Annotated in this window: 11 protein-coding genes; 6 read left to right on the top strand and 5 right to left on the bottom strand. The window is 73.9% G+C overall.

Going from position 1 to position 16,383, the window contains the following annotated elements:
• Positions 1-96 precede the first annotated feature (96 nt).
• From ACIRPK_RS08735 to ACIRPK_RS08725, 3 genes are read left to right on the top strand one after another with little or no spacing between them, the layout of a single operon-like run.
• Positions 97-3,345 carry an FtsX-like permease family protein gene (locus tag ACIRPK_RS08735; protein WP_403034946.1) on the top strand — a complete coding sequence of 1,083 codons (3,249 nt, stop codon included), beginning with the start codon at positions 97-99 and terminating at the stop codon, positions 3,343-3,345.
• Positions 3,342-6,053 carry a hypothetical protein gene (locus ACIRPK_RS08730; RefSeq protein WP_403034943.1) on the top strand — a complete coding sequence of 904 codons (2,712 nt, stop codon included), beginning with the start codon at positions 3,342-3,344 and terminating at the stop codon, positions 6,051-6,053. Before ACIRPK_RS08735 ends, ACIRPK_RS08730 begins: the two co-directional genes overlap by 4 nt.
• A complete protein-coding gene (locus ACIRPK_RS08725) occupies positions 6,050-7,000 on the top strand; it encodes an ABC transporter ATP-binding protein (protein ID WP_403034940.1) in 951 nt (316 codons plus the stop codon). The genes ACIRPK_RS08730 and ACIRPK_RS08725 overlap by 4 nt, the downstream gene beginning before the upstream one ends.
• Here the strand turns inward: ACIRPK_RS08725 and ACIRPK_RS08720 are convergent, their stop codons facing one another.
• From ACIRPK_RS08720 to ACIRPK_RS08705, 4 genes are all read right to left on the bottom strand, one after another.
• Positions 7,001-7,900 (bottom strand): carbohydrate kinase family protein, encoded by a 900-nt coding sequence (locus tag ACIRPK_RS08720; RefSeq protein ID WP_403034938.1) that lies wholly within the window; start codon positions 7,898-7,900, stop codon positions 7,001-7,003.
• A gap of 76 nt (positions 7,901-7,976) precedes the next feature.
• Positions 7,977-9,467 carry an MFS transporter gene (locus tag ACIRPK_RS08715; protein WP_403034935.1) on the bottom strand — a complete coding sequence of 497 codons (1,491 nt, stop codon included), beginning with the start codon at positions 9,465-9,467 and terminating at the stop codon, positions 7,977-7,979.
• A 119-nt stretch (positions 9,468-9,586) separates the two neighbouring features.
• Complete coding sequence (locus tag ACIRPK_RS08710; protein WP_403034933.1) at positions 9,587-11,302, bottom strand: DUF885 domain-containing protein; 1,716 nt, start codon at positions 11,300-11,302, stop codon at positions 9,587-9,589.
• Positions 11,303-11,368: 66 nt separating this feature from the next.
• Complete coding sequence (locus ACIRPK_RS08705; RefSeq protein ID WP_403034931.1) at positions 11,369-12,064, bottom strand: rhomboid-like protein; 696 nt, start codon at positions 12,062-12,064, stop codon at positions 11,369-11,371.
• Positions 12,065-12,180: 116 nt separating this feature from the next.
• Between ACIRPK_RS08705 and ACIRPK_RS08700 the strand changes: the two genes are divergently transcribed.
• Entirely contained in the window at positions 12,181-12,912 is a 732-nt protein-coding gene (locus ACIRPK_RS08700; protein ID WP_403034928.1) for a TetR/AcrR family transcriptional regulator, read from the top strand.
• A 372-nt stretch (positions 12,913-13,284) separates the two neighbouring features.
• Here ACIRPK_RS08700 and ACIRPK_RS08695 read toward each other — a convergent pair whose 3' ends face one another.
• The gene (locus tag ACIRPK_RS08695; protein ID WP_403034926.1) at positions 13,285-14,145 is read right to left on the bottom strand and encodes a fumarylacetoacetate hydrolase family protein; all 861 of its coding nucleotides are present in this window, start codon (positions 14,143-14,145) and stop codon (positions 13,285-13,287) included.
• Between the two features lie 223 nt (positions 14,146-14,368).
• On the opposite strand from ACIRPK_RS08695, the gene ACIRPK_RS08690 reads away from it, so the two are divergent.
• Both ACIRPK_RS08690 and ACIRPK_RS08685 read left to right on the top strand, forming a co-directional pair.
• Positions 14,369-15,313: an STM4015 family protein gene (locus tag ACIRPK_RS08690; protein ID WP_403034923.1), complete on the top strand. Its 945-nt coding sequence runs from the start codon at positions 14,369-14,371 to the stop codon at positions 15,311-15,313.
• Positions 15,310-16,380 (top strand): STM4014 family protein, encoded by a 1,071-nt coding sequence (locus tag ACIRPK_RS08685; protein WP_403034921.1) that lies wholly within the window; start codon positions 15,310-15,312, stop codon positions 16,378-16,380. Before ACIRPK_RS08690 ends, ACIRPK_RS08685 begins: the two co-directional genes overlap by 4 nt.
• The last annotated feature ends 3 nt before the right edge of the window (positions 16,381-16,383 follow it).

Genomic DNA, 16,383 nt, shown 5'->3' with positions numbered 1-16,383 from the left:
GGACATGGTTCGCGCAAGGCCCTTCCACTTCTTGTTCGAATCTGACAGAGTCGTCCGCTATCCGGTACAGGGCGGCCGGAACGGGGGGAAATACACATGTTCGGCTTTGTCCTGCGACGACTGCGCGGCCGACTGCCGCTGGCGGCTGCGGTGCTGTTCACGGTGCTGATCGCCACCACGGTGCTGACCACGCTGGTGGCGTTCAACCGCACCGTGGCCGAGGCCGGACTACGGCGAAATCTGGACGGCGGCAGCCGCGTCGACCTCCTGCTGAGCGCCAACCACGGGCTGGACGCCAGGGCCGCGGACGACGCCGGGGCGACCGCCCTCGGCGGGGCGCTGTTCGAGGGTCTGCCGGTCACCCTGCAGACCCTCGCCCGCAGCCGCCCGTACGGGCTGCCCGGCCTGCCGAGCCCCACCCGCGAGGTGGACCTGACCGTGCTGGCCGCGCTGGACCGGAGCCACCTGAGGCTGACGGCCGGTCAGTGGCCCTCCGCCACCGGCACCGCCGCGAACGCGGGGACCACCGGGACGGTCCAGACCGCCGTACCGCAGAGCGCGCTGGCCCGGCTCGGCCTGACCGCGAACGCGCTGCCGGCCCAGGTCACCGTCTCCGACCGGTACGGCGGCCGCCCGCTCACCGTCCAGGTCACCGGCGTCTACCGAGCCGCCGACCGGGACGCGCCCTACTGGCGGCTCGACCCGCTCGGTGGCCGCGAGATCCAGGTCAGGGGTTTCACCACCTACGGGCCGATGCTGGTGGACGACAGCGTCTTCACCACCGGCCTGCTGCCGCAGGACAGCCGGACCTCGCTGCTGACCGCCGACTTCGGCACCGCCGACCCGGAACGGGTCGACCGGCTCAGGACCCGGGCCGGACAACTGCCCGAGCTGGTCAAGCAGCATGCCCCCGGCGCCCAGCTGCAGACCGAACTGCCCGTCCTGCTGGCGGAGTTGCATTCGGCGACGCTGGTCACCAGGTCCACCCTGCTGATCGGGGCGCTCCAACTGGCCGTGCTGGCCGGGGCCGCCCTGCTGCTGGTGGTGCACCTGGTGTCGGAGCGTCAGGCCCGGGAGAACGCCCTGCTCACCGCCCGGGGCGCGACCCGGCGCAGGCTGGCGGCCTGGACGGCCGTCGAGGCGCTGCTGCTCGCGCTGCCCGCCGCCCTGTTCGCCCCGCTGCTGACCGGACCGCTGCTGCGGCTGCTGACCAGCTACGGCCCGCTGACCGGGATGCCGCTGGACCACGCCGACACCGCCGTCCGCTGGCCGGTGGCCGGAGCCTGCGCGCTGGTCTGCGTCGCGCTCACCGCGCTGCCCACCGTGCTCCGGGGCGACGGCGGCCGGGTGGTGTCCCGTCGGCAGGCCGTGGTCAGCACCGTCGCCCGCTCCGGCGCAGACCTGGCGCTGCTCGCCCTGGCCGTGGTCGCGTACCAGCAGCTCGGCGCCCGCACCGGCGGCCTCTCGGTGGACGCCGACGGCCAGTTGGGCATCGACCCGGTGCTGGTCGCGGCCCCCACCCTGGCGCTCTGCGCCGGCACCCTGCTGGTGCTCCGGCTGCTGCCGTTCGTGGCCCGGATCGGGGCCGGGCTGGCCGCCCGGGGCCGTGGCCTCGGCCCGGCGCTGGGCGGCTGGCAGCTGGCCCGCCGCCCGGGCCGGGCGAACGGTCCGGTGCTGCTGCTGGTGCTGGCGGTCGCCACCGGTGTCCTGGCCCTCGGCCAGCACGCCGCCTGGCGCGACTCGCAGCACGACCAGGCCGACTTCGCCACGGCGGGCGGGCTGCGGATCTGGGGCTCGGCACTGCCCTCGCTGGGCCAGGGCGGCCGGTACGCGGAGCTGCCCGGCGGCGACCGGCTGCTGCCGGTGGCCCGGGTCGACCAGTCCCTGCCGGGCGACGTGCCGGGCCGGCTGCTGCTGACCGACACCGCTCGCGCGGCCACCGAGCTGACCGTCCGGTCCGACCTGCTCGACGACCGGTCGGCCAAGGACCTGTTCACGCCGCTCTCCGAGCCGCAGCCGGCCGGGCTCCGGCTGCCCGGGAAGCCGGCCCGGATCGACCTGACCGTGGCGGTCCAGGTCGCCGACCGCCCCACCAGGGACGCGGACGTGTTCTTCCCCGACGCACCGCCGGAGCCGTTGCAGGCGCCCGACCTCTGGCTCCAACTGCGGGACGGCTTCGGGGCGGCGCACCGCATCCTGGTCACCCAGCTGCCGACCCGGGGCGAGCAGACCGTCTCGCTGGACCTGGGATCGCTGACCGCCGCGCCGCTCGGCTCGGTCGCCGCGCCGCTGACCGTGACCGGCTTCGAGCTGGTCCACCCCACCGGCTCGCGGGAGGGCGGCGGCGAGCTGACGATCCGTCGCCTCGCCGTCTCCGACACCGCGACCGGACCCGCCACCGCCGTCCCGGCGCCCGCCGGCACCTGGACCGCGACGGCCGAGGGCGAACCCCCGCTGAAGGTGCTCAGCGGGGCCACCGCCGACTCGATGCTGGCCCTCTCCTACTCGCCGTTCGACAACCGCCGCAGCCTGGTGCTCGCCCCCGGCAGCACCCGGTCGGGCCCGGACGTCAACGGCCTGGCCACCCACGGCTACCTGACGGCCATCGGCGCCAAGGTCGGCGACCTGATCAAGATCCAGGTCGGCAGCGCCAACCTGCCGGTCCGGATCACCGGCGCGGTCGAGGCACTGCCGGTGTACGGCACCACCGCCCTGCTGCTCGACCTGCCCCGCACCGACCGGTGGCTGAGCGACCGGGGCTCCGAAACCCCGCCCGTCAACGAGTGGTGGCTGCCCGCCTCCGGTCCCGGTGACCGCACCCCGGCCGAGGCCGCCGCCGCGCTGCGGTCCGGACCGACCGCCCAGCAGCTGACGCTCCGTGAGGAGGACGCCGCCGCCCGGATCGGTGACCCGCTGAGCGCCGCCCCGCAGAGCGCGCTGGCCGCGCTGGCGCTGGCCGCCGCCGTGCTGGCCGCCATCGGCTTCACCGCCGCCTCGGCCGCCTCGGCGGCCGAACGGGCCGGCGAGTCGGCCGTGCTGCTCGCGCTGGGCGCGTCCCGACGGCTGCTGAACCGGACCGCCGCCGCCGAGCTGGTGGTCCTGGTCGCGATCGGCACCGCGGTCGGGTTGCTGCTCGGAGCCGTCCTGGTGCACCTGGTGGTCCCCTTGCTGGTGCTCACCCCGGCGGCCCACCCGCCGATTCCCGAGGTCCTGGTCGGGCTGCCGCTCGGTCAGGTACTGGCCCTGGCGGCCGGGACCGCCGCCCTGCCGCTGCTGTCCGCCTTCCTGGTCGGCGGCCGCCGCCGGAACGTGGCTGCCCGGCTCCGGTTCGTGGAGGAGAAATGAGCACCCCGGCCCCCTGGGTCCGTACCCGGCTGCGCACCGCGCCGCTGGCCGCCCTGCTCACCGCCACCCTGGCCCTGACCCTGGTCTTCCTGGCCGCCGCACTGCCCCGGGTGCTGGACCGGAGTGCGGACGACGCGCTGCACGGCTTCCTGAACTCGCACGGTCCGCTCACCACCAGCGTGCGGGCCACCTCGGGCCCGGCGCCGGGCGAGGACCCGGCGAAGATGCTGGACACCACCCTGGCCGAACTCACCGGCGCCGTCGGCGCGGTGCTCCCGCTCGACCCGAGCGGTCCGGTGTACGGACGCCGGGGCGTCAAGCCGAGAGTGCTGCCCGATCCCGCGCTGGCCCGGCCGGAGGCCATCCCGCCGGAGCTCGCCCTGCTGCACCTGCGCGGGGCGTGGGACCACCTCCGGCTGACGGCCGGTCAGTGGCCGGGCGGCGCCGCCGCCGGGGAACCGATCCAGATCGCCATGGCGGCGGGCGCCGCCGAGACCATCGGGATCAAGCTCGGCTCGGTGATCGACGGCGACGCCGTGGGGCTGGGCCCGCAGCAGGCCCGGCTGACCGGCGTGTACACGGCCGCCGACCCGTCCGAGGCGTTCTGGGCCGGGGACGGGTGTGCCCTCAAGGCGTGCAAGAACATGCGCGACATGGGCCGGGGGAACCCCCCGCAGGCGTACTGGTTCACCGTCGGGCTGACCGGCCCGGAGGCGCTGCCCCGCCTGGCCGGCTGGGGCAACGGGGACGAGGACTTCTGGCGCCTGCCGGTGGACGTGGACGCGCTGCGGGCGGACCAGCTGCGGAAGACCTCCTTCGCCCTCGCCTCGGTCACCGCAGGACCGATCGGCGCCCGGATGACCTACGTGACCGCGCGGCCCGGCCTGCGGCTCACCTCCGACCTGCGGAGCCCGATCGACTCCGCCCGGGAGCGCCAGTCCGCGATCGACTCGGTCACCGCGATCGGCCCGGCCGGCGCCGCCGGGGTGGCCGCCGTGCTGCTCTGCCTCGCGGCGGCGCTGACCGCCGAACGGCGGACGGCCGAGCTGCGGCTGCTCCGCGCCCGCGGTGCAAGGACCGGCGGGATCTGCCGACGACTGCTCGGCGAAGGGGCACTGACCGTGCTCCCCGCCGCCGCACTCGGCGCACTGCTCGCCTTCACCCTGCTGCCCACCCCCCGCTGGCTGACCGCCGCCGTCGCGGCCGGTTCGGTCACCCTGCTCCCCCTGCTGGCCTTCCCGGTCCGCACCGCCCTGCTGCTCCGCAGCCCGGCCGGCGAGGCCAAGGCCGGACGCCGCCGCCTGATGGCCGAACTCGCCGTCCTGGCCGCCACCGTGACCGCCTGCACCCAGGTCGCCCGACGCGGGGTGGCCCCGCTCGGCGAAGGGGTCGACCCGCTGCTGGTCGCCGCCCCGCTGCTGCTCGCGCTGACCGGTGCGCTGCTGCTGGCCCGGCTCCAGCCCGTCTTGATCGGGCTGCTGGCCCGGCGGGCCCGGCCCAGGCCCGGCGCGATCGCCTTCCTCGGCCTGGCCAGGGCCGCCCGGGGCAGCGGCCCGCGCTCGCGGCCCTCGGTGCTGCCCCTGCTCGCCCTGGTGCTCGCGGTGACCTGCGGCGCGGTCGGCTCCACCGTCCTGAGCTCCGTCGCCGCCAACCGGACCTCGGTGGCCAGGTACTCCATCGGCGGCGACGCGATGGTCAACGCCCAGCTGAACGGCACGCTGTCGGCGGGCTTCGTGACGGCCGCCGGTCGGCTGCCCGGGGTGCGGACCGCGGTGCCGGTCTGGATCGAGGACGACGCCAACCTGTCGATCGCCGGCGGCGGTTCGGTCCGGGTCAGCGTGGTCCTGGCCGACCCGGTCGGCTACGCCGAGCTGGCCGAGGTCGCCGGGCGGGGCCGGTTCGACCCCGCCCTGCTCGCCACGGCACCGGGCCGGCGGCTGCCCGCCCTGATCAGCAGTGACCTGCCGGAGGGCGAGTTCGACGTCCGGGTGGGAACGGGCGAGACGCTGCCGATCCGCACCGTCGGCATCGCCGACGGCACCCCCGCCCTGAGCGGGACGGCCGCCACCACCGTGGTGCTGCCGGCCGGTCCGGCCACCGAACTGCTGCCCCGGCTCGGCGGCCCGAACAGGTGGCTGGCCACCGGGACCTTCAGCGACACCCGACTGCGCGCGCTGGCCGAGGAGTTCCTCGGCCAGCCCGACGCCGGCGGCCGGCCGGGCCACCTGGTGCGGACCAGCGCCGGAGCCGTCGCGGTCCTCGGCGACGACCCGCTGCAGAACTCGGCCGAGCGGCTGTTCTGGGTCACGGTCGGCGCCACGGCGCTGTTCGCCCTGCTCTGCGTCCTGCTCACCCTGTTCCGGGCCGGGCCCGAACGCGCCGCGATGCTGGCCCGCCTGCGCACCATGGGCCTGCGCCCCCGGCAGGGCCTGGCACTGATCCTCGCCGAGGCACTGCCCCAGGCACTGTTCGCCGCCCTCGGCGGAGCCCTGACCTCGGTCGGCTGCATCCTGCTGCTCGGCCCGGCCGTCGACCTCTCCCCCCTGGTCGGCGCCGAAGTCCCCACCGGACTCCGGCTCACCGCCGCACCCATCCTCGAACAGACCCTCGGGCTGGCACTGCTGGCCTCCCTCGCGGTGCTGGCCGAAGCCGCCGTCACCGCCCGTCGGCAGATCACCACCGAGCTACGAGCGGGAGACACCCGATGACCACACCGCCCCCTAGCCTGGCCGAACTCCAGCGCAAGGCGCTGGCCGCCGCCCCCCGGACCGTCCGGGCCGACGTGGCGATCAGCTGCGAACGGCTGGTCCGGATCTTCAGCACGGACGGGATCGAGGTCCAGGCGCTCCAGGGACTCGACCTGACGGTGGCCCAGGGCGACCTGGTGGCCCTGGTCGGCGCCTCCGGCAGCGGCAAGTCCACCCTGCTGAACGTGCTGGCCGGGCTGGACACCCCCACCGCCGGCAGCGCCACCGTGGCGGGCTGCGACCTGCTGACCATGACCGGCAAGGACCGGCTGCGCTACCGGCGCGAGGTGGTCGGCTTCATCTGGCAGCAGACCGCCCGCAACCTGCTGCCGTTCCTGACGGCCGCGCAGAACGTCGCGCTGCCGATGCAGCTGCGCTCGGGCCACCGGGCCGCGACCCGGCAGCGAGCCAGGGTGGCCGAGCTCCTGGAGGCCCTGGACATCGGCGAGTTGGGCCAGCGGCGCCCCTCCGAGCTGTCCGGCGGCCAGCAGCAGCGGGTGGCGATCGCGGTCGCGCTGGCCAACGACCCGGCGGTGCTGCTCGCCGACGAACCCACCGGCGAGCTGGACTCGGAGACGGCCACCGGGATCTTCGAGGCGTTCCGCACCGTCAACCGCGAACTCGGCACCACCGTGGTGGTGGTGACCCACGACCCGCTGGTGGCCGGCGAGGTCCGCCGTACGGTGGCGATCCGGGACGGCCGCACCAGCAGCGAGGTACTCCGCCGCACGGTGACCGACGAGCACGGCCAGGAGACGGTCAGCGAGCGCGAGTACGTGATGCTGGACCGCACCGGCCGGGTTCAGCTGCCCGCCAAGTTCCTGGCCGCCCTGGGCATGGAGCACCGGGTGGCGGCCGACCTGGCGGTCGGTCACATCGAGCTGAGCCCGGACGACACCACTGACTGATCAGCCGAGCACCGCCGCCAGCCGCTCGGGCGTGACGAAGTCGGTGTGGGTGCCCTCCGAGGTGCAGGCGTACGCCCCGGCGACCGATCCGGCCCGGGCGCAGTCCAGCGCGGGCCGGCCGGCCAGCCAGCCGTACAGGAAGCCGGTCACGTAGGCGTCCCCCGCACCGTTGGTGTCCACGACCGGCCCGCCCGGGTCCACCGCGGGCAGGTGGTGCACGGTGTCCGGCCGGTCCCGGGTGAGCAGGTAGCTGCCGTCCGCGCCGTCGGTGGCGGAGACCAGCGCGGCCCGGCCCTCGGCGAGGATCTGCCGCATCACCTGCTCGTGCCGGCCCCGGCAGCCCGCCACCGACAGGAAGACCAGGTCGGAGTTGACCGCGTAGTGCCGGTGGTGCGGGTTGACGCCGTCCCAGTCGTGCAGGTCGGTGGAGCTGGTCAGGCCGAGTCGCCGGATGTCGGGGTACATGTCCCGGTTCACGCCGGTGATCGAGAGGTGCACGTGGCGGCTGCGCTCCAGGTGCGGCAGGTAGAAGGCGGCGGGCAGCCGGAGCCCGGCCGGGTGGCGGCCGTCGTAGAAGGAGAACCGGCGGCCCCCCGCGTCCACCAGGTTGACCGAACGCGGGGTGCCATCGGGCGAGACCAGGTGGCTGAACGCCAGGCCCCGGCGCCGGTACTCCGCCAGGATCAGCTCGGCCTGCGGATCCTCGCCGAGGAAGTCCAGGAAGTGGGTGCGCAGGCCCAGCAGGTGCGCCCCGAGAGCGACGCCGTTGCCGGTGTGCGCCACGTAGTCGCGGATCGGCGGGACGGACCGGGAGTCGGCGTCCGGGAGTTCGATGCGGTCCAGCCGGACGATGGTGTCCACGCCGGCGCCGCCGACCACCAGCAGGTCGTGTTCGGTCATGGGCCGGAGTCAACCAGGGTTCCCGGGACACCGGCAATCCCTTGCGGAAAGATTCCGCAAAGGATTGCGGTCCGATTCAGGCCAGCGCGTGCGCGGTGGACTCGGCGGCCTCCGCCTCGCCCGGCTTCGGCCGGTGGTCGATCATCAGGAAGGCGATCAGCGCCGCCGCCAGCAGGATGCCCATGGCCACCGTGGTCGCCACCGCGTAGCCGTGCACGGATCCGGCCGCCCGGACCGCCGGGTCGCCCGCGTTCCGGGTCGCCAGCCAGCCGGTGGTGACGCTGGCCGCGATCGTGTTGAGCAGCGCGGTGCCGATCGAACCGCCCACCTGCTGGGCGGTGTTGATGATGGCGGAGGCGGCACCGGTCTCGTTCGGCGCGACCCCGAGGGTGGCCAGGCTCATGGTCGGCATGAAGATCAGGCCCATCCCGATGCCGAGCAGGATCTCGGCCGGCAGCACCATCGTCACGTACGAGCTGCCCACCTTCATCTGGGTCAGCCAGGCCATCGCGGCCGCGGCCAGCAGCAGACCTGGCACCACGAGGTTCCGGGACGGCAGCCGGGTCATCAGCCGGGCCGCGAGACCGGTCGAGCTCAGCACGATCGCTGCGGTCATCGGCAGGAACGCGACGCCGGCCATCACCGGCGAGTAGCCCTTGATCACCTGGAGGTAGTAGGTGAGGAACAGGAACAGGCCGAACATCCCGATCATCGCCATGCCGACCGCGATCGCGGCCCCGCCCCGGTTCCGGTCGCCGATGATGTGCGTCGGCAGCAGCGGGTGCGTGGTCCGCCGTTCGAACAGGACGAAGACCGCCAGCAGGACGGCCCCGAGCAGCAGGCAGCCGAGCACCAGCCAGTCGCCCCAGCCCCGGCCGGTCGCCTCCGAGGTCCCGTACACGATGGCCAGCAGACCACCGCAGCCGAGCACCGCGCCCGGCAGGTCGAGCTTGACCCGCCGGCTCTTGTCGATGTGGTCGTGCTTGAGCAGGTAGAACGCGCCGGTCGCGGCGCCGAGGGCGATCGGGATGTTGACGAACAGGCACCAGCGCCAGTTCAGGTACTCGGTGAGCAGGCCGCCGGAGATCAGGCCGATCGCGGCGCCACCGCCCGCGATGGCACCGAAGATGCCGAAGGCGGTGGACCGTTCCTTGGGGTCGGTGAAGGTGTTGGAGAGCAGCGACAGCGCCGAGGGTGCCAGCACCGCGCCGAACGCGCCCTGCAGCGCCCGGGCGCCGAACAGCATCCAGGGCTCGGTCGCGAAGCCGCCGATCGCCGAGGCGACCGCGAAGCCGAGCAGGCCGACGGTGAAGGTGCGCTTGCGGCCGAACAGGTCACCGATCCGGCCGCCGAGCAGCAGCAGGCCGCCGAACGCCAGGGTGTAGGCGGTGATCACCCACTGCCGGTTGGCGTCCGTGATCCCCAGCGCCTGCTGGGCGGACGGGAGGGCGATGTTCACGATGGTCGCATCCAGCACGATCATCAGCTGGGCGATGGCGATCACGGCCAGCGCCCACCAGCGCCGTGGATCGACCGCCTGGTCTGCGGGAGCAGGTTGTTGGGACACCGTTTTGCCGCCTTCCGAGAGACTCCGGGAGAGCTGTGGGGCCAACGCTCTCTCCAGGAGATCCCTCGGAAGGACGACAAGCAAGGCGATTTAGGGGTTTATGTCCAGATTTGGACGAATCAGAGCGTGGCCAGCACCTCGACCAGGTCGTCCAGTCCCAGCGAACCCTGGGACAGCGCCGCCATGTGCCACGCCTTCTGGTCGAACACCTCGCCCCTGGCCTCGGCCGCCGCCCGGGCCGCCGCCCGGCCGCGCAGCCAGGCCCGCTCGCCGAGCTTGTAGCCGATCGCCTGGCCCGGCAGCCCGAGGTAGCGGATCAGCTCGCTGTCCAGGAACTCGACCGAGAGCCCGCAGTACCGCCCGAAGAACTCCCGGGCGTCGTCCGGCAGCATCGCCTCGCCGGGCTTGAACGGGGAGTCGGCCGGGAACTCCAGGCCGACGTGCATGCCGATGTCCACGATCACCCGCAGCGCCCGCATCATCTGGGCGTTCAGGTAGCCGAGCCGGTGCCCGGGGTCGGTCAGGTAGCCGAGCTCGTCCATCAGCCGCTCGGCGTAGAGCGCCCAGCCCTCCAGGTTGGCGCTCACCCCGCCGAGGGTGACCTGGTAGGTGGAGAGCTTGTCGGCCACGTACGTCCACTGGGCCAGCTGGAGGTGGTGACCGGGGACGCCCTCGTGGTACCAGGTGGAGACCAGGTCCCAGACCGGGAAGCTGTCCCGGCCGAGCAGCGGCAGCCAGGTCCGGCCCGGGCGGGAGAAGTCCAGCGAGGGGGCCGTGTAGTAAGGGGCCGCGGCGCTGCCGCTCGGGGCGATCCTGGACTCCACCTTGAGCAGCGGCTCGGCCAGGTCGAAGTGCACGCCCTGCAGGTCGGCGATCGCGGTGTCCATCAGGCCCTGCAGATAGCTCCGGACGTTCTCCTCGCCCTGGATCGCCGGCCCTTCGGTCTCCAGCCAGGCCATCGCCGCCATCGGCGTGCTGCCCGGGAGCACCTTCTCGGCCTCGGCCCGCATCTGCGCGTCCAGGTCGTGGAACTGCTCCCACGCCCACCCGTACGCCTCGTCCAGGTCCAGGTCGGACCCGGTCCAGTAGCGCACCCAGCGGGCGTAGCGCTCCCGGCCCGTGGTGTCCGGGGCGCCGGCCGCCGCCGCACCGTAGACGTCCCGCAGCCAGACCCGCAGCTCGGCGAACGCCTCGGCCGCCGTGACCGCGATCGCGGTCAGCTCCGCGCGCTGCGGCTCCGGCGCCCCCTGCACGAACTCGCCGAACCAGCCGCCGGGCTGATCCCCCGCCAGCCACTCCTCGATCTGCCCGACCACGGTGACCACCTGGCGCGGGCCGGAGAGCAGGCCGCGGGCGACGCCCTCGGTCAGCAGCTCGCGGTACTGGGCCACCGCGACCGGCAGCCGGTCCATCCGGCGGCCGATCAGGGTCCAGTGCTCCGGGGTCTCGGTGGGCAGCATGGTGAAGACCTCGCGCACACCGTGCAGCGCCGAGCCGAGGTTGCGGACCGCCCGGAAGTTCTCACCCGCCTCGTGCACGGCGAGTTCCGAGGTCAGCCGCTCCCGGAGCAGCCGGGCGCAGCGCTGCTCGGCGTCGTCCTTCGCGGCCCCGGCGGCCTCCGCCGCGTCCAGCTCGGCCAGGGTGCGGCGGGCCAGCTCGGCCACCGCCTCCTGGCCGGCCGGCGAGAGGTCGGGCAGGCGGTCGTCGTCCGCCGGGCCGAGCCCCAGGTAGACCGCGGTCAGCGGGTCGAGCTCGGCCAGCGCGTGGACGTAAGCATCGGCGATACGGCGAGGGGTGGTGCCGTCGGCAGGGGAGTTGATCAGTGCTTCAACCATTCGGCCATCCTTCCGCAGGCGGCCGGGTTTGCAAGCCCCTTTGCCGAGGCTTGTGCCGATGTACCGTCAGCCGACCCGCCGCCGCGGCCTGCCGTGCCAGGCCGCCACCGGGTCCCAGGTCGGACGCCCCCGGGCGAACCGGTAGAAGCTCAGGCCGATCAGCACCGAGCAGAAGTGCCCGAGATCGGTGAAGGTGTGCGAGGTGATCAGCGGCAGCAGGTAGAAGAACAGCAGCCCACCGCCGTACAGCCAACGCCAGCGCCCGGCGAACCGGTAGGTCAGCACCCCCTCGACCCCGGCCAGCGCGTACGAGACGCCGACGTCCACGGTGGTCGCCAGGTTCGCCGGCAGCCGTCCCGCGTCCACGCCCCAGGCCACGATGCCCTCGCTGATCAGGGTGGCCAGCACGTGGGCGGTGAGCGCGACCGTGAGCCAGCGCCTGGTCCCCAGCCAGCGTTCGACCGGCACGTGGAAGACGTTGAAGATCACGAAGTAGAACGGGAACGCCGCCTGCTCGGTCCAGATCGCGCTGGCCAGCAGCGCGTGCACGGGGTGCGCCCGCAGCTGCTCGATGTTGGTGCTGCGCTTGCCCAGGAACCACTCCAGGTTGGCCGGGTCCATCCTGGCCACGACGAAGCTGGTGACGGCCAGCAGCAGCAACCAGCAGTACGTGCCCGGCGCCGCCCGGACGTACCGCCCGACCGCCCGCAGCGCCCTGACCGCAGGGCTGCCGCCCACCGGCTCCCGCACGATCTCCTGCATCTGTGCTCCCGAATGCCGCTGACATCTGGTCACATGATGGTCCGGTATGCCCGTTTCACCGGCCGGACCCGCCGGGTACGGCGGCAAACCGGGACCGTACGGCTACCCTGGCCGCCATGGCAGTCAGCGCAACGTCCTCGACCGATCCGGCCGCCCGACGGCCCGGCTACCGGCGGCTCCCGGTGCAGCAACGACGCGAGCAGCTGATCGCCGTCGCCCTGGAGCTGTTCGCCGCCCGGCCGCCGGAGGAGGTGAGCCTGGACGACGTGGCCGAAGCGGCCGGTGCCTCCCGTCCGCTGGTCTACCGCTACTTCGCCGGCAAGCAGCAGCTCTACGAGGCCGCCCTGCGCAGCGCCGCCGAGGAGCTCGCCGGCCGGTTCACCGTCCCGCCGGACGGCACCCCCACCGAACAGCTCTCGGCCGTCCTGGACCGCTACTTCGACTTCGTCGCCGAGCACCACACCGGCTACGGCGCCCTGCTCCGCGGCGGCTCGGTGGTCGAGACCGCCAGGACCGGCGCCATCGTCGACGAGGTCCGCCGCGCCGCCCTCCGCCGGACGGTCCGTCACCTGGGCGTCCGGGAGGCCGCCGGGCCCCGGCTCACCCTGCTGGTCCGGTCCTGGATCTCGGTGGTCGAAGCCTCCGCCCTCAGCTGGCTCGACGAGGGGCGGCAGATCCCGCCCGAGTCCCTCCGCGACTGGCTGCTCGACGAGTTCGTCGTGATGACCGCCGCCACCGCCCTCCACGACCCCCAGACCGCCGAGGTCCTCACCCGCCTCCTCGCCCAGGAGGGCCCCGACGGCCGCGCCCCTCGCCTGGCGGCGCGCCTGCGGCAACTGCTCGCCTGATCTATCGGCAGGTGCTCACCGGCTACGGGCCAGGGGCTCGGGGCCCTGCTGACGTGCGGCTCCGACTTTTTGGCAGGTGGCTCGGCATCTACGGTCAGGGGCTCGGGGAACTGCTGACGTGCGGCTCCGACTTTTTGGCAGGTGGCTCGGCATCTACGGTCAGGGGCTCGGGGAACTGCGACGCCGGCCTCGTGCAAGGTGATCGTCGCGTAGGTGGTCAGGCACTTTCGCAGTGACCCGAACGCCAGATCTCCTCGCAGTTCCCCGAGCCCCTGGACCGTAGACCTGAAGCGCCTACCTAGAGCGCAGCCCCGAGCCCCTGGACCGTAGACCTGGAGCACCTGCCCAGAACACAGCCCCGAGCCCCTGAGGTCAGGCCTTGCCGAGGACCTGGCGCTGGCGGCCGAGGCCGTCGACCTCCAGTTCGACGATGTCGTTGGGCCGGAGGAAAGGGGTGCCGGGGCGGCCGAGGGTGACGCCGGCGGGGGTGCCGGTGACGATCACGTCGCCCGGTTCGAGGACCATGAACTGGCTGACGTAGCGGACCAGTTCGTACACCGGGAAGATCATCGCCGCGGTGTTGCCGTCCTGCCGGAGCTCGCCGTTGACCCAGAGCCGGAGGCCGAGCCGCTGCGGGTCGCCGACCTCGTCCGCCGTGACCAGCCAGGGCCCGAGCGGCGTGAAGGTCTCCGCCGACTTGCCCTTGTCCCACTGCCCGCCGCGCTCGAACTGGAAGGCCCGCTCGGTCACGTCGTTGACCGTGGCGTACCCCGCGATCACCGCGGCCGCCTCGGCCTCGCTCTCCAGGTAGCGGCCGGTCCGCCCGATCACGATGGCCAGCTCGACCTCGTAGTCGGTCTTCTCGCCGCCGCGCGGGATCAGCACCTCGTCGTCCGGCCCGACCACGGTGTTGCTCGGCTTCAGGAAGACCACCGGCTCGGCCGGGATCGCCGCGCCCGCCTCCGCCGCGTGGTCCCGGTAGTTGAGGCCGATCCCGACCACCTTGCCCGGCCGCACCACCGGTGCGCCGATCCGCTGCCCGGTCAGGTCGGTCTCCGGGAGTTCACCGGCCGCCACCGCCCGGGCCAGCTCGGCCAGTCCGGCCGGGTCGAGGCCGGCCAGGAAGGCCCCGTCGATGTCCGGCGTCCGGCCGGAAAGGTCGAAAGCGGTGCCGTCCTGACCCAGCACCACGGGGCGTTCGGCGCCCTGGGGGCCGACACGGAGGAGCTTCACTGCCCATCACCACCTGGTTCGTCGCATGCCATCGAGGAGGCCGCACACCTCTCCCGTCCTACGCATCCGAGGTATATCAACGGCTCGGTCCTGCGAACCAGGGGGGACGGCTCGGCCAGTTCCTATCAATTCCTCCAAGTCGCCGGAGGCCCGAATCAGCGTCCCGCACTGTTGACACCCCGGCTGTCAGCTGTTGTCCGGCCGGACTGATAGACAGTCCGCCATGGCGATCAGCAAGCACATCGAGGATTTCCACGGCCTCCCCGTCTTCGACTTCCCGGGCCCGGAGGGCGGTGCGCTGCCCGCCCCGGAGTCGGTGGCCTGGCGGGTCCAGGTCGAGTACGACGGCGGCAGCGACTTCGCCGCGGCCTGGGCGGCGTTCCTGGCGGCCGTCGAGGTCGAGCGGGTCCGGGCGCTGGTGATCGGGCCGTGGTGGGAGGACGAGTACGAGCTGGTCGAGCCGGTGATCACCGCGCTGACCGGCTCTGCCGCCCGGCTCGGCGGGCTGCGGGCGCTGTTCCTCGGCGAGGTCACCTTCGAGGAGTGCGAGATCTCCTGGCTCCAGCTCGGCGACGTGACCCCGCTGCTGGAGTCCTTCCCCGCGCTGGAGGAGCTGGTGGTGCGCGGTGCCTCCGCCGACTACGACGGCAAGGGCGGGCTCGCCCTGCGGTCCCTGCGGCACGAGAGCCTGCGCGCGCTCCGGTTCGAGGCCGGCGGCCTGCCGGTCGCGGTGGTCCGGGCGGTCGGCGGGTCCGACTTCCCGGCCCTGGAGAGCCTGGAGCTCTGGCTCGGGGTGGACGAGTACGGCGGCGACGCCGGGGTGGCCGACCTGGCGCCGGTGCTGACCGGCGAGCGGCTGCCCGCGCTGCGCCGGCTCGGCCTGGAGAACAGCGCGCTGCAGGACGAGCTGGCCGCAGCGGTGGCCGGATCGGCCGTGGTCCGGCAGCTGGAGAGCGTCAGCCTGGCCCTCGGCACCCTCACCGATGCCGGGGCGGAGGCCCTGCTCGGCCTGACCCACCTGCGCCGTCTCGACCTGCACCACCACTACCTCACCGAGGGGATGCAGCAGCGCCTGCGCGACACCCTGGGCGCGGCCGGGGTGGAGCTGGACCTCTCCGAGCAGGAAGAGCCCGACGACGACTGGCGTTACGTGGCGAACGGCGAGTGATCGCCGTTGTCGGCCACCCGGGCCACCGCCGGGTCGAGCTGTTCGCGGCGGCGGTGCGGTCGTTCGGTCTGCCGGAGCCGGCCGTGCTGCCCTGGGCCGAGGTGCTGCGCGGCCGGGTCACCGTCCCGGCCGGTGCCCTGGTCCGGGTGGACTCCCCCGGTGAGGACCCGGCCGTGGACGCGCTGCTGCGCGGGCCCGGCAGCCGGCCGACCCGGGTGGAGGGCTCGGCGGCCTGGTACGCCGGACTGCTCGGCGGGCTCACCACCCTGGCGGCGGCGGTCGAACGGGCCCCCGGCGCCCGGTTGTTGGCCGATCCGGCGGAGACCGCCGTGCTGTTCGACAAGCGCCGCACCCACGCCCGGCTCACCGCCGCCGGCCTGCCCGTGCCCCGCGCTCTCGGCCAACCCGTGGGCAGCTGGGCGGAGTTGCGCACCCTGCTGGCCACGGCCGGCCTGCGGCGGGTGTTCGTGAAGCCCGTGCACGCCTCCTCGGCCTCCGGGGTGTTGGCCCTGGAGTTCGGCCCGAACGGCCGGCTCCGGGCGACCACCTCGGTCGAGCTGACCCCCACCGGCCTGCACAACTCGCTCCGGGTCCGCAGCTACACCACCGAACCGGAGGTCGCCACGATCGTGGACACGCTGGCCGCCGACGGGCTGCACGTGGAGCAGTGGATACCGAAGGCGTCCCAGCACGGCCGCTCGGCCGACCTGCGGGTGGTCACGGTGCACGGCAGGGTCACCCACGCGGTGGTCCGCACCAGCGCGGGCCCGCTGACCAATCTCCATCTGGGCGGTTCCCGGGGCGAGTTGGCGCTGGTCCGGGCCGCGGCCGGCCCGCGCTGGGCCGAGCTGCTGGAGCTGGGCGAGCGGGTGGCCGCCTGCTTCCCCGGCTCGCCGACGGTGGGCATCGACGTGCTGCCCGGGGCCGGCTGGCGCCGCTGGTACGTCGGCGAGGTGAACGCCTTCGGCGACCTGCTCCCCAACCTCCCCGGCCTGCCCGAGGGCCCGGCGGCCGGCCTCGACACCTACGGCGCCCAGGTCCGGGCCCTGCTCGGAACGGAACGATGACCA

The sequence above is a fragment of the Kitasatospora sp. NPDC101801 genome, assembly GCF_044766665.1.
Lineage (GTDB): Bacteria > Actinomycetota > Actinomycetes > Streptomycetales > Streptomycetaceae > Kitasatospora.
The sequence above is the reverse complement of the archived record's forward strand: the minus strand, read 5'-3'. Positions and strand labels throughout refer to the sequence as shown.